The organism is Streptomyces sp. NPDC002773, from assembly GCF_040295605.1.
Lineage (GTDB): Bacteria > Actinomycetota > Actinomycetes > Streptomycetales > Streptomycetaceae > Streptomyces.
In genome coordinates this window covers 270,148-283,833 of record NZ_JBEOVO010000001.1, presented here as the reverse complement: position 1 = coordinate 283,833, position 13,686 = coordinate 270,148, and the positions used below count along the sequence as shown (strand labels likewise).

The window sequence follows — 13,686 nt, the reverse complement described above, 5'->3', positions numbered from 1 at the left end:
GCCCCGGCCGCCTCAGTGCGAGGGGCGGCTGATCAGGAGCAGGGCGCGGTCGTCGTTGACGTCCTTGGCGACGGCTTCGATCAGGTGCCAGGCGACGCCCTCGAAGCCCTCGGCGACGCAGCGGTCCGCCTCGCCGGTGAGCCGGTCGATGCCCTCGGCGATGTCCCGGTCCGCGGCCTCGACCAGGCCGTCGGTGAAGAGCATCAGGACGTCGCCGGGGCGCAGCGCGCCCTTGACCGGGTGGAACTCGGCGCCGTCGTAGACGCCGAGGAGGGGGCCTTCGGCGGCCTTCTCCTCCCAGCGGCCGCTGCCCGCGTGGAGCTGGAGGGCGGGCAGGTGGCCGGCCGAGAACAGCTCGTAGTCCCCGGACTCCAGGTCGAGTACGAGGTGGATGGAGGTGGCGAAGCCCTCGTCCCAGTTCTGCCGCAGCAGATAGCCGTTGGCCGCGGGGAGGAAGCCGTGCGGCGGCAGCGAGCCGAGGAGTCCGCCGAAGGCGCCCGAGAGCAGCAGGGACCGGGAGGCGGCGTCCATGCCCTTGCCGGAGACGTCGGTGAGGACGACCTCCAGGGTGCGTCCGCCGTGGGTCCGGGCCGCGACGACGAAGTCGCCGGAGAAGGACTGGCCGCCGGCCGGGCGCAGCGCCATCTCGCGGTGCCAGCCCTGCGGGAGGCGGGGCAGGGCGCTCTGGACGCGGATGCGTTCGCGCAGGTCGAAGAGCATGGTGCCGCCGCGCCGCCAGGGCACCCCGACCCGGGCCCTGAACTGGGCGATGAGCAGTCCGAAGAGGCCGCAGGCGGCGACGACCAGGACGGTGCCGGGGGTGACCCGGGCGGCGCCCTGGGTGTACGGGCCGAGGACGACGGACTCGACGATGAGGGCGCCGGCCGCCGCCGCGTACAGACCGAGGAGGCTGGCGGGGCGCAGCAGCAGTCCGCCGGCGACGATGGGCAGGACGAGCGCGGCGGGTGCGCACCAGACGGGGTCGAGGAGGGTTCCGCAGGCGATGGCCGGAATCATCAGGAAGAGTCCGGCGAAGGCGAGCCAGTCGGAGCCGTCCCCGCGGAAGTAGTCGACGCCGGATCTGCGCAGCGCGGTGCGGGCCCGGCGGGCGCGTCTGCGCAGCCTGGCCGCGGTCGTGTTCACTCCGGCGCGGTGTCCCATTGGCCTGGACCCTATCCATCCCGTCCGACATCGCGCAGGGGTACCCCGGTGACAATGTGCGTGAAATCGGGTCGCCCCGGGCGGGCGCCGCTGATATCGATGGCATATGACGACTGAACTGCGGGTTCTCGACCCGGACGAATGGGACCGCTGGTACGGGGTGTTGGAGCTTGCGTTCGGGGGTGTGCCGGAGGAGCCGGAGGAGCGGCGGCTCTGGCAGGACCTGACCGAGCACGAGCGGTTCCTCGGTACCTGGGACGGGGAACTGCCGGTGGGTACGGCGGGGGCGTTCTCGTTCGGTCTCACGGTGCCGGGCGGGGCGACGGTGCCGGCGGCCGGGGTGACGATGGTGAGCGTGGCCGGCACGCACCGCCGGCGCGGGATCCTGACCGCGATGATGCGGCGGCAGCTGGAGGACGTCCGGGCGTGGGGCGAGCCGCTGGCCGTCCTGACGGCCTCGGAGGCGGAGATCTACGGGCGGTTCGGGTACGGCGCGGCGTCGTACACGGCGCACGCGACGATCCACACGGACCGGGTGCGGCTGACGGTCCCGGAGGGCACGGACGCGGTGGGGCTGCGGGCCGCCGACCCGGTGGAGGTCTCGGGGGCGTGCGAGGCGGTGTACGCGCGGCTCGTGCCGTCCCGGCCGGGGATGCTCGCCCGGCGACCGGGGTGGGAGCGGCTGCCGCTGCTCGATCCGGCGGGGAGCCGGGAGGGCGCGTCGCCCCGGCAGTGCGTGGTGGCGGAGCGGGACGGGGAGGTCGTGGGCTTCGTGCGCTACGCGATCAAGCCGGACTGGTCGTTCGCCGGGGCCGACGGGACGGTGGTGGTGCACGAGCTGATGGGGCTCGACCCGGCGGCGGAGGCGGCGCTGTGGCGGTTCGTGTGCTCGGTGGACCTGACCACGAAGGTACGGATCCACAGTCGTCCCGTGGACGACGCGTGGCTGGGCCTCGTGTCGGACGTGCGGCGGTGCGAGCCGACGCTGCGGGAGGCGTTGTTCCTGCGGCTCGTGGAGGTGGGCGGGGCGCTCGAGGCGCGGTCGTACCAGGCGCCGGTGGACGTGGTGTTCGAGGTCGAGGACGCGTTCTGTCCGTGGAACGAGGGGCGTTGGCGGTTGACGGGGGACGCGAAGGGCGCGATCTGTACCCGTACGGAGGACCCGGCGGACGTCGCTCTGTCCGTACGGGAGTTGGGCGCGGCGTACCTGGGCGGGACCTCGCTGGTGTCGCTGGCGGCGGCCGGGCGGGTGCGGGAGCTGCGGGAGGGGGCGCTCGTCGAGGCGTCGGTGGCGTTCGGGTCGCCGGTCGCGCCGTGGCTGCCGCACGGGTTCTAGAGAGGCGCGGCCCCTAGGACTGCTGGCAGGTGGGGCACCAGAAGAGGTTGCGGGCGGCGAGGTCCGCCGTGCGGATCTCCGTCGTGCAGAGGTGGCAGGGCATCGTCGCGCGGCGGTAGACGTACACCTCGCCGCCGTGGTCGTCGACGCGCGGGGGGCGGCCCATGGCCTCGGGGGTGTGCTCGGGGCGGACCGTGTCGATGCGGTTGAGGCGGACGCCCTCGCGCATCAGCGCCTTCAGGTCGGTCCAGATCGCGTCCCACTCCCCCGGCGTGAGGTCCTTGCCGGGGCGGTACGGGTCGATGCCGTGCCGGAAGAGGACCTCGGCGCGGTAGACGTTGCCGACGCCGGCGATGACCTTCTGGTCCATCAGCAGGGCGGCGATCGTCGTACGGGACGTCGAGATCCGGCGCCAGGCCTTGGCGGGGTCGTCGCCGTCGCGGAGCGGGTCCGGGCCGAGGCGGTCGTGTATCGCGCGCTTCTCGGGGTCGGTGATCAGCGCGCAGGTGGTCGGGCCGCGCAGGTCGGCGTAGTGCTCGTCGTCGACGAGGCGCAGCCGGACCGTGTCCGTGGGCGGCGGCGCCGGAGCCGTACCGAAGCCGAGCTTGCCGAAGAGGCCCAGGTGGACGTGGACCCAGCCGGTGTCCTCGAAGCCGAGGAAGAGGTGCTTGCCGTGGGCCTCCGCGGTCTTGAGGACGGCGCCGTCGAGCAGCGCCGCCGAGTCCGCGAACTTGCCCTGCGGGCTGGTCACCCGCACGGACCGGCCGCCGAACCGTTCCCGGTGGTCGGCGGCCAGTCGGTGGATCGTGTGCCCCTCGGGCATCAGGCGGTCGGCTCCTGCGGGTGGTGGGCCGGGATCGGGGGGAGCTCGCCGGTGGTCTCGTACGCGCTGAGCATGTCGATCCGGCGGGTGTGACGCTCGTCACCGGAGTACGGGGTGTTCAGGAAGATCTCGACGAACTTGGTCGCCTCTTCCCGGGTGTGCATGCGGCCGCCGACGGAGATCACGTTGGCGTTGTTGTGCTCGCGGCCGAGGGCGGCGGTCTGCTCGCTCCAGGCGAGGGCGGCGCGCACCCCCTTCACCTTGTTCGCGGCGATCTGCTCGCCGTTGCCGGAACCGCCGATGACGATGCCCAGGCTGTCCGCGTCCGCGGCCGTCTTCTCGGCGGCGCGCAGGCAGAACGGCGGGTAGTCGTCCAGGGCGTCGTAGATGTGGGGACCGCAGTCGACGGGCTCGTGGCCGTGTGCGGTGAGCCACTCGACGAGGTGGTTCTTGAGTTCGTATCCGGCGTGGTCGGAACCGATGTAGACGCGCATGGTGCCGAGTGTGGCACGTCAGGGCCCGGGTAGCAGGCATCGGGGTCGGGACCTTCACCCGGCCTGGTACGGACCTTCGGCCCGCGCGAGGTCGCCCGTACAACGATACGGAATGAGGTCTTCCGATCATCTCCGTTCACGGGGTTCAATGCTCGGGCTCGCGATCCGAGCAGCCCCCACACACGAGGAAGCGTTCATGAACACGCAACCGACCCTGACGAAGGACGGCGAGGAGACCGGTACCCCCGGGACACCGCACTCCTCCGACGGCCTCAAGGCCGGACTCAAGAACCGTCACCTGTCGATGATCGCCATCGGCGGCGTCATCGGCGCCGGCCTGTTCGTCGGCTCCGGCTCCGGCATCGCCGCGGCCGGCCCCGCGATCCTGCTCTCCTACGCACTCGTCGGCACCATGGTCGTCTTCGTGATGCGGATGCTCGGCGAGATGGCCGCCGCCCGGCCGTCCTCCGGCTCCTTCTCCTCCTACGCCGACCAGGCCCTCGGCCGCTGGGCCGGTTTCAGCATCGGCTGGCTCTACTGGTTCTTCTGGGTCGTCGTCCTCGCCGTCGAGGCGACCGCCGGCGCGGTCATCCTGGAGAGCTGGATCCCGGCCGTCCCGCAGTGGGCCTGGGCGCTCATCGTGATGGTCGTGCTCACCGCCACCAACCTGGCCTCGGTCGCCTCGTACGGCGAGTTCGAGTTCTGGTTCGCCGGGATCAAGGTCGTGGCCATCGCCGCGTTCGTCGCCATCGGCATGCTCGCGGTCTTCGGCGTGCTGCCCGGCTCCGACAACCCGGGCGCCGGATTCGCGCACCTCACCGACAGCGGGGGCTTCTTCCCCATGGGCGCGGGAGCGATCCTCACCGGTGTGCTGATGGTCGTCTTCTCCTTCATGGGCAGCGAGATCGTCACCCTGGCCGCCGGTGAGTCCGAGGACCCGCAGAAGGCGGTCACCAAGGCCACCAACAGCGTGATCTGGCGGATCGGCGTCTTCTACCTGGGCTCGATCTTCGTCGTCCTCACCCTGCTGCCGTGGAACGACAAGTCGATCGTCGAAAAGGGCTCGTACGTCGCCGCCCTCGACTCCATCGGCATCCCGCACGCCGGCCAGGTCATGAACGTGATCGTCCTGACGGCCGTGCTGTCCTGCCTGAACTCGGGCCTCTACACCGCCTCCCGCATGGCGTTCTCGCTCGGGCAGCGCGGTGACGCCCCGAAGGCCTTCGCCAAGGTCAACAAGCGGGGCGTGCCGACGGCGGCGATCCTCGGCTCGGTCGTCTTCGGCTTCGTCGCGGTCTTCTTCAACTACAAGTGGCCCGACACCGTCTTCGCCTTCCTGCTGAACTCCTCCGGCGCGGTCGCGCTCTTCGTGTGGCTGGTCATCTGCGTGACCCAGCTGAAGATGCGCGGCATCATCCTGCGCGAGACGCCTTCGATGCTGGTCGTGAAGATGTGGCTCTTCCCGTACCTGACCTGGGCGACGATCGCCATGATCGTCTTCGTCCTCGGCTACATGCTGTACGACGGCGGCAGCGCCCGCGAACAGGTCGTGCTCTCGCTCCTGGTGGCCGCGCTCGTGATCGTGGTCGCGCTGGTCAAGGAGCGGTTCAAGAAGGCCTCCGAGCGCGTGTAGCGCCCGGGGCTCCCACGCGGGAGGGCCCGCCGTTCCTCGGGGAACGGCGGGCCCTCCTCGTGTGTGCGCCGGGCTCAGCCCTTGGTGCCGAGCAGCTTCCAGGCAGCCGGCAGGGCGCCCATCGCGAGGGCGGCCTTGAGGGCGTCGCCGATGAGGAACGGGGTGAGGCCCGCGGCCACGGCCTGGCCGAGGCTCATGCCGGTGGCCAGCGCCAGGTAGGGCACGCCGACCGCGTAGATGATCGCGGAGCCGAGGACCATCACGCCGGCCGTGCGGAGCACCGAGCGGTCGGCGCCGCGGCGGGCGAGGGCGCCGACGACGGTCGCGGCGAGGAGCATGCCGAGGATGTAGCCGAAGGACGGCATGCCGTAGCCGGAGGTGGCCTGCGCGAACCACGGCACACCCGCCATGCCGACGACCGCGTACAGGGCGAGGGCGAGGAAGCCGCGGCGGGCGCCGAGGGCGGTGCCGACGAGCAGGGCGGCGAAGGTCTGGCCGGAGACCGGGACCGGGGAGCCGGGGACCGGGACCGAGAGCTGCGCGGCGAGGCCGGTGAGGGCGGCGCCGCCGACGACGAGGGCGATGTCGCGGGTGCGGCTCGCCGGAAGCAGGTCGGCGAGGACGGTGCCCGCACGGAGGGTACGGGCGGGGGCTGCGGCGGTGCTCATCGGTACTCCGCGAGGGTGAGGGTGGGTGGGACTGATTGACGGTATGCCAGGAGTGAACGCGCGATCACCGTCAGCGGCCGACAAAGCGGCGGCCGGACGGTTCGTGGAGATCAAACAAATCCCTCCGCCTACACCTCGCGCCACGTGACGCTTGTCACTGGGCACTCCTGCACGGAGGTCCCTTTTGCGCCAAGGGGCGTTCACTGGAGAGACTGTGGGGTCTCCATAAACCGCCAGAGAGCACGAGCCCCCACATGCACGACTCCCTCACCCCCGAACCGGAGCCCCTCTCCCACGGTCTGAAGCAGCGTCATCTGACGATGCTGGGGCTCGGCGGTGTGATCGGCGCCGGACTCTTCGTCGGCTCGGGTGCGGGCATCGCCGTCGCCGGGCCCGGGATCGTGGTCTCGTATCTGATCGCCGGCGCGCTCGCGATGCTGGTCATGCGGATGCTCGGTGAGATGTCGGCGGCGATGCCGGCGTCGGGGGCCTTCTCGGTCCACGCGGAGCGGGCGCTCGGCCGGTGGGCGGGCTTCTCGGTGGGCTGGCTGTACTGGTTCCTGCTCGTGGTGGTCCTCGCCGTGGAGGCGACGGGCGCGGCGCGCATCGCGCACGGCTGGGTGCCGGGGGTCCCGCAGTGGGGCTGGGTGCTGGTCTTCATGATCGTGTTCACCGTCGCCAACCTCGCGGCGGTGAAGAACTTCGGCGAGTTCGAGTTCTGGTTCGCGGCCCTGAAGGTCGGCGCGATCGTGCTCTTCCTGATCCTCGGGACGCTCGCGATCGTCGGCTGGCTTCCGGAGACCGACCCGGTGGGGACGGCCAATCTGACCGGGCAGGGCGGTTTCCTGCCGAACGGCTGGGAGGGGGTCGTCTCCGGGGTCCTCGCCGTCGTCTTCGCCTTCGGCGGTCTGGAAGTCGTCACGATCGCGGCGGCCGAGTCCGACGACCCGGCGCGGAACGTGGCACGGGCGGTCCGCAGCGCGGTGTGGCGGATCCTCCTCTTCTACGTGGGCTCGATGCTCGTCATCGTGACGCTGCTGCCGTGGACGTCGATAAAGCCGGGCGAGTCGCCGTACGTGGCCGTCCTGGACGCGATCGGGGTGCCGGGGGCGGGGCAGATCATGAACGTGGTGGTGTTCGTGGCGCTGCTCTCGGCGCTCAACGCGAACCTGTACGGCTCCTCCCGGATGGTGTTCTCGCTCGCGGAGCGCGGGGAGGCGCCGAAGGGCCTGCTCACGGTCTCGGGCGGCGGGGTGCCCCGCCGGGCGGTCCTCGCCTCGGTGGCCTTCGGCTTCGTCTCCGTACTCCTCAATCTGAAGTGGCCTGATTCCGTCTTCCTGTACATGCTCAACGCGGTCGGGGCGGTGCTGCTCTTCGTCTGGGCGCTGATCGCGGTCTCGCAGCTGCGGCTGCGGCGCCGGATCGAGCGGGAGGCACCGGAGACGCTCACGCTCAGGATGTGGGGATTCCCCTGGCTGACCTGGGTCGCGCTCGCCGGAATGGCGGCGGTACTTGTCCTGATGTTGACGGACGACGCCGCGCGCCCGCAGGTGCTGTGGTCGGGGGCGGCGACCGCCGCGGTGCTCCTTGTGGCCGGGGTGCGAGAATTGCGCACGAAGCGGAAGTAGATCTTCACCTTGTGTGAGGCTGGTGCCCGTATAGCGGACATCTGTTCCCTGTAAGCGGTGCGCCCGCCCAGACTGTGGCCCGTTCCCCGTCTCAGCCAATGAACAGGGCGGCCCATGTCCCGGACCACCGCGCCCGAGCCCGTCGACCGCAAGGACGACGTGGCGACCTCCTCGAACGGCCCGTCGAACGGCCTCTCGCACGGCCTCAAGCAGCGCCATCTCTCGATGATCGCCCTCGGCGGTGTCATCGGTGCCGGGCTCTTCGTCGGCTCCGGCGCCGGCATCGCCGCCGCGGGCCCGTCGATCGTGATCGCGTACGCCATCTCCGGCATCCTCGTGATGCTGGTGATGCGCATGCTCGGCGAGATGTCCGCGGCGAACCCGGCCTCCGGCTCGTTCTCCGTCCACGCCGAGCGGGCCCTCGGCCCCTGGGCGGGCTTCACCGCCGGGTGGGCCTTCTGGTTCCTGCTCTGCGTCGCCGTCGGCCTCGAGGGCATCGGCGCGGCGAAGATCATGACGGGCTGGTTCCCCGGCAGCCCCGAGTGGGCCTGGGTCGCGCTCTTCATGCTGGTCTTCTGCGCCACCAACCTGGCGGCCGTGAGGAACTTCGGCGAGTTCGAGTTCTGGTTCGCCGCGCTCAAGGTCGGCGCGATCGTCCTCTTCCTCGGCATCGGCGTACTCGCCATCGCCGGAGTCCTGCCCGGCACGGACGCCCCCGGCACCGCGAACCTCACCGGCGACGGCGGCTTCTTCCCGAACGGCTCCGAGGGCCTGATCGTGGGTCTGCTCGCCTCCGTCTTCGCGTACGGCGGTCTGGAGACGGTCACCATCGCCGCCGCCGAGTCGGAGCACCCGGTGCAGGGCGTCGCCAAGGCCGTGCGGACCGCGATGTGGCGGATCGCGCTCTTCTACATCGGCTCGATGGCGGTCATCGTCACCCTCGTGCCGTGGGACGACAAGACGGTCGTCGAGAAGGGGCCGTACGTCGCCACCCTCGACCACCTGGGCATCCCGGCGGCCGGCGAGATCATGAACGTGGTCGTGCTCGTCGCCCTGCTGTCGGCGATGAACGCCAACATCTACGGCGCCTCCCGCATGGCCGGCTCGCTCGTCGCACGCGGCCAGGGCCCGAAGGCGCTCGGCCGCACCTACGGCGGGGTGCCCCGCGCGGCGGTGCTCGTCTCCTCCGTCTTCGGCTTCGCCTGTGTGCTGCTCAGCTACTGGCGTCCCGACGACATCTTCATCTGGCTGCTCAACACGATCGGCGCGATCATCCTGGTCGTCTGGTTCTTCATCGCCGCCTCCCAGTTGGTGCTGCGCCGCCGCACCGAGCGCGAGGCGCCCGAGAAGCTCGTCGTGCGGATGTGGGCCTTCCCGGTGCTGACCTGGGTGGCGCTCGCCGGCATGGCGGCGATCTTCGTCCTGATGGCCCGCGAGGAGGGCACGCGGGTGCAGCTGTACTCGACGGGTGGCCTGACGCTGCTGCTCGCCGTCGCCGGCTACGTACGCCAGAGGACGGCGGAGAAGGCGGCGGAGAAGGCAGCGGAAAAGGCGACGGACCGCGCTTCCTGACGCCCCCTCCGCTCCCGCTTCCCCGAAGCCCCCGGACCGCCGCTCGGTCCGGGGGTTTCGTCCGTCCGGGGGTTTCGTCCGTCCGGAGGAGGGGCCGGGGCGGGACGCGGGACCTAGGACGAAGGGCTGATCACCTACGAGGAGTACCTACTGTTAGCCTGCACTTGCATATAGGTTGCAATAAGCAGGAGCCGTTGAAGGAGCCGGGCATGGCGATCTACACACTTCCGGAGCTGCCGTACGACTACGCGGCGCTGGAGCCGGTGATCAATCCCCAGATCATCGAGCTGCACCACGACAAGCACCACGCCGCGTACGTCAAGGGAGCCAACGACACCCTGGAGCAGCTGGAGGAGGCTCGCGACAAGGACCAGTGGGGCGCGATCAACGGCCTGGAGAAGAGCCTGGCCTTCCACCTCTCCGGCCACATCCTCCACTCCATCTACTGGAACAACATGGACAGCCCGAAGGGCGGGGGCGGCGGCGAGCCGCTGGCCGCCGACGGCGTCGGTGACCTCGCGGACGCGATCACCGAGTCCTTCGGCTCCTTCGCGAAGTTCAAGGCCCAGCTGACGAAGGCCGCCGCGACCACCCAGGGTTCCGGCTGGGGTGTCCTCGCGTACGAGCCCATCAGCGGCCGTCTCATCGTCGAGCAGGTCTACGACCACCAGGGCAACGTCGGCCAGGGCTCGGTCCCGGTCCTGGTCTTCGACGCCTGGGAGCACGCCTTCTACCTCCAGTACAAGAACCAGAAGGTCGACTTCATCGAGGCCATGTGGCAGGTCGTCAACTGGCAGGACGTGAGCAAGCGCTACCACGCCGCCAAGACCTCGGTCCCGCTGATCTCCTTCTGACCGGCGGCACCACCCAGTCGTCCTGCTCGTGATCGTCTTCTCAACCTTCACGTGTGGGCGGAATGACGAAGAACCCCCGTGATGACGTGAATCACGGGGGTTCTTCCGTACTGCCGGGGGCGGACTACTCGAAGCTGGGCGCCGCCGTCCGGGTGCGCTTGATCTCGTAGAAGCCGGGCGTCGACGCCACGAGCAGCGTGCCGTCCCACAGCCGGGCCGCCGCCTCGCCGCGCGGGGTCGGCGTGACGACGGGACCGAAGAAGGCGACCTCGTCGCCCTCGGGGCCCGGGACCGCGATGACCGGGGTGCCGACGTCCTGGCCGACCTTGTCTATGCCCTCCTGGTGGGAGGAGCGCAGCTCCGCGTCGTACGTGTCCTTGTCGGCGTAGTCCGCCAGGTCCTCGGGCAGGCCGACGTCCGTCAGGGCCGCGACGATCGCCTCGCGGGTCGGGCCCTCGCCGCCGTTGTGGAAGCGGGTGCCGAGCGCGGTGTAGAGCTTGCCCACGACCTCGTCGCCGTGCAGCTGCTGGGCGGCGACGACGACCCGGACCGGGCCCCACGCCTGGGTCTCCAGCATCTCCCGGTACTCGGCCGGGAGCTCGTCGAGCCTGTTCTCGTTGAGCACGGCCAGGCTCATGACCTTCCAGCTGACGTCGACCGGCCGTACCTTCTCGACCTCCAGCATCCAGCGGGAGGTCATCCAGGCCCACGGGCACAGCGGGTCGAAGAAGAACTCGGCGGTGGTCCTGCTCTCGGACATGTCACTCCTCGGTACGGCCGTCGAAAGGTGGTGCGTCGGAAGGTGGTGCGCCGAAAGGAGCCAACGCCACGGGCCGGTGACCGCATTCCCGTGCGCCGGGTGACAGTGGCACATGGGAGGATCGGTGCTGTTTCGAACGCGCCACGAAGGAGTGACCGTGCCCGGTGAGAATCTGTCCCGCGACGAGGCCCACGAGCGGGCGGCCCTGCTGTCCGTCGACGGGTACGAGGTCGTCCTCGACCTGCGGTCGGCGGTCGGCGACTGTGCCGAGGCGGTCCGCACGTTCCGTTCGGAGACGACGATCCGCTTCCGCCGCACCGGCGAGGGCACGAGCACGTTCGTCGACCTGATCGCCCCGGCCGTCGAAGCGGTCACGCTCAACGGGCGGTCCCTCGACCCGGCGGTCGTCTTCGACGGCTCGCGGATCGCGCTCGACGGCCTCGCCGACGAGAACACGCTCGTGGTGGACGCGCGCTGCGCCTACAGCCGGACCGGCGAGGGCCTGCACCGCTTCGTCGACCCGGAGGACGGCGAGGTCTACCTCTACACGCAGTACGAGCCGGCCGACGCCCGCCGGGTGTACGCCAACTTCGAGCAGCCCGACCTGAAGGCCCCGTACCGCTTCTCGGTGACCGCGCCCGAGGGCTGGACGGTCTGGTCGAACGGCGCGGGCGAGCAGGACGCCGAGGGTGTGTGGCGGTTCGCGGAGACGGCGCCGATCTCCACGTACATCACCTGTGTCGTGGCGGGGCCGTACCACTACGTCACGGACACCTACAAGCGCACGCTGGCCGACGGCACCGACCTGGAGATCCCGCTCGGCGCGATGTGCCGCAAGGGCCTCGCCCGGCACTTCGACGCGGACGACGTCTTCCTGATCACCAAGCAGGGATTCGACTTCTTCCACGACAACTTCGACTACCCGTACCCCTTCGGGAAGTACGACCAGGCCTTCGTCCCCGAGTACAACCTCGGCGCGATGGAGAACCCGGGCATGGTGACCTTCCGCGAGGAGTACATCTACCGGGGCAAGGTGACCCAGGCCGCCTACGAGAGCCGGGCCAACGTCATCCTGCACGAGATGGCGCACATGTGGTTCGGCGACCTCGTCACCATGGTGTGGTGGGACGACCTGTGGCTGAAGGAGTCCTTCGCCGACTTCATGGGCTCCTTCGCGAACGCCGAGGCGACCCGCTTCACCAACAGCTGGGTGACCTTCGCCAACAACCGCAAGGCCTGGGCGTACCGCGCCGACCAGCTGCCGTCCACCCACCCGATCACGGCCGACATCCGTGACCTGGAGGACGCCAAGCTCAACTTCGACGGCATCACGTACGCCAAGGGCGCGTCGGTGCTCAAGCAGCTCGTGGCGTACGCCGGCCGGGACGCGTTCATGGAGGGCGCGCGCCGCTACTTCAAGCGCCACGCCTACGGGAACACCCGGCTCGGGGACCTCCTCACCATCCTGGAGGAGACCTCGGGCCGCGACATGAAGGCCTGGTCGAAGTCCTGGCTCCAGACCTCCGGGGTGAACACCCTGACGCCCGCCGTCACCTACGACGCGGAGGGCCGGATCACCGAGCTCGCCGTCGTCCAGGAGGGCGACGAGCTTCGTCCGCACCGGGCCGCCGTCGGCCTCTACCGGCTCTCCGGCGGGGAGCTCGTCCGGTACGCGCGGGCCGAGGCCGACATCACCGGCGCCCGGACCGTCGTCACCGAACTCGCGGGCGAGGAGAGGCCCGACCTCGTCCTCGTCAACGACGACGACCTCACCTACTGCAAGATCCGCTTCGACGAGGGCTCGCTCACCACCCTGCGGGCGCACCTCGGTGACATCACCGACCCGCTGGCCCGTGCCCTGTGCTGGTCGGCGCTGTGGAACCTGACCCGCGACGGGCTGATGCCCGCCCGGGACTTCGTCGCCGTGGCGCTCGCCTTCGCGGGCCGCGAGACCGACATCGGCGTCCTCCAGATGGTGCACGCCTGGACGAAGTCGGCCGTCACCCTGTACGCGGCGCCCGAGTGGCGCGAGCGGGGCGGGCGGCTGCTCGCCGAGGGCGGGCTTCGCGAGCTGCGCGTCGCCGAGCCGGGCAGCGAACACCAGCTGACGTGGGCGCGGTTCCTCGCGGCGACGGCCTCCGCCGACGCCGACTTCCAGCTCATCGAAGGGCTGCTCGACGGTACGGCGAGGATCGACGGGCTCGACGTCGACCAGGAGCTGCGCTGGGCGCTGCTCTCCGCGCTCGCGGCGCACGGCCGGGCGGACGAGGCCCGGATCGGTGCGGAGCTGGCGCGGGACGACACCGCGACGGGCAAGCGCCACCAGGTCCGGCTGCTGGCCTCGCGGCCGTCGGCGGCCGTCAAGGCGCAGGCGTGGGCGCAGGTCGTCGAGTCGGACACCCTGTCGAACGCGCTGGTGGAGGCGACGATCGCGGGCTTCACGCAGCCCTCGCAGCGTGAGCTGATCGCCCCGTACGCGGAGAAGTACTTCGCGGCGATCGAGCGGCTGTGGGCCGAGCGGTCCATCCAGATCGGCATCCATGTGGTCCGGGGCCTGTTCCCGGGGCTCCAGGACGACGAGGCGACGCTGACCGCGACGGACGCCTGGCTCGCGGACCACGAGTCGGCGGCGCCGGCGCTGCGGCGCCTCGTCCTGGAGGCACGGGACGACCTGGCGCGGGCGCTGCGGGCGCAGGCGTGTGACGGCCTGGCGGTGTAGCTCTCCCCCGGTGGGGGTCGTGCGCCTCGGCGCGCGGC

The 13,686-nt window shown here is 70.8% G+C and carries 11 protein-coding genes; 6 read left to right on the top strand and 5 right to left on the bottom strand.

Annotated features, from left to right (window positions below; genetic code table 11):
• Positions 1-12: 12 nt before the first annotated feature.
• On the bottom strand, positions 13-1,161 hold the full coding sequence (locus ABT034_RS01235) for a PP2C family protein-serine/threonine phosphatase (RefSeq protein WP_351209946.1): 1,149 nt from the start codon (positions 1,159-1,161) through the stop codon (positions 13-15).
• Between the two features lie 106 nt (positions 1,162-1,267).
• Here ABT034_RS01235 and ABT034_RS01230 point away from each other — a divergent pair, with 106 nt between their 5' ends.
• Complete coding sequence (locus ABT034_RS01230) at positions 1,268-2,497, top strand: GNAT family N-acetyltransferase (RefSeq protein ID WP_351209944.1); 1,230 nt, start codon at positions 1,268-1,270, stop codon at positions 2,495-2,497.
• 13 nt (positions 2,498-2,510) lie between these two features.
• Here the strand turns inward: ABT034_RS01230 and ABT034_RS01225 are convergent, their stop codons facing one another.
• Positions 2,511-3,320 carry an Fpg/Nei family DNA glycosylase gene (locus tag ABT034_RS01225; RefSeq protein ID WP_351209942.1) on the bottom strand — a complete coding sequence of 270 codons (810 nt, stop codon included), beginning with the start codon at positions 3,318-3,320 and terminating at the stop codon, positions 2,511-2,513.
• On the bottom strand, positions 3,320-3,814 hold the full coding sequence (locus ABT034_RS01220; RefSeq protein WP_351209940.1) for a ribose-5-phosphate isomerase: 495 nt from the start codon (positions 3,812-3,814) through the stop codon (positions 3,320-3,322). The genes ABT034_RS01225 and ABT034_RS01220 overlap by 1 nt, the downstream gene beginning before the upstream one ends.
• A 196-nt stretch (positions 3,815-4,010) precedes the next feature.
• On the opposite strand from ABT034_RS01220, the gene ABT034_RS01215 reads away from it, so the two are divergent.
• Complete coding sequence (locus ABT034_RS01215; protein WP_351209938.1) at positions 4,011-5,447, top strand: amino acid permease; 1,437 nt, start codon at positions 4,011-4,013, stop codon at positions 5,445-5,447.
• 74 nt (positions 5,448-5,521) lie between these two features.
• Here the strand turns inward: ABT034_RS01215 and ABT034_RS01210 are convergent, their stop codons facing one another.
• On the bottom strand, positions 5,522-6,115 hold the full coding sequence (locus tag ABT034_RS01210; protein WP_351209936.1) for a biotin transporter BioY: 594 nt from the start codon (positions 6,113-6,115) through the stop codon (positions 5,522-5,524).
• A gap of 254 nt (positions 6,116-6,369) precedes the next feature.
• On the opposite strand from ABT034_RS01210, the gene ABT034_RS01205 reads away from it, so the two are divergent.
• From ABT034_RS01205 to ABT034_RS01195, 3 genes are all read left to right on the top strand, one after another.
• Positions 6,370-7,743, top strand: coding sequence for an amino acid permease (locus ABT034_RS01205; protein ID WP_351209934.1), 1,374 nt, complete (start codon positions 6,370-6,372; stop codon positions 7,741-7,743).
• Between the two features lie 114 nt (positions 7,744-7,857).
• Positions 7,858-9,315: an amino acid permease gene (locus ABT034_RS01200; protein ID WP_351209932.1), complete on the top strand. Its 1,458-nt coding sequence runs from the start codon at positions 7,858-7,860 to the stop codon at positions 9,313-9,315.
• Positions 9,316-9,524: 209 nt separating this feature from the next.
• Positions 9,525-10,169, top strand: a complete 645-nt coding sequence (locus ABT034_RS01195; protein WP_351209930.1) for a superoxide dismutase — start codon at positions 9,525-9,527, stop codon at positions 10,167-10,169.
• A gap of 124 nt (positions 10,170-10,293) precedes the next feature.
• Here the strand turns inward: ABT034_RS01195 and ABT034_RS01190 are convergent, their stop codons facing one another.
• Entirely contained in the window at positions 10,294-10,929 is a 636-nt protein-coding gene (locus tag ABT034_RS01190; RefSeq protein WP_351209928.1) for a mycothiol-dependent nitroreductase Rv2466c family protein, read from the bottom strand.
• 157 nt (positions 10,930-11,086) lie between these two features.
• Between ABT034_RS01190 and pepN the strand changes: the two genes are divergently transcribed.
• On the top strand, positions 11,087-13,648 hold the full coding sequence (gene pepN, locus ABT034_RS01185) for an aminopeptidase N (protein ID WP_351209926.1): 2,562 nt from the start codon (positions 11,087-11,089) through the stop codon (positions 13,646-13,648).
• The last annotated feature ends 38 nt before the right edge of the window (positions 13,649-13,686 follow it).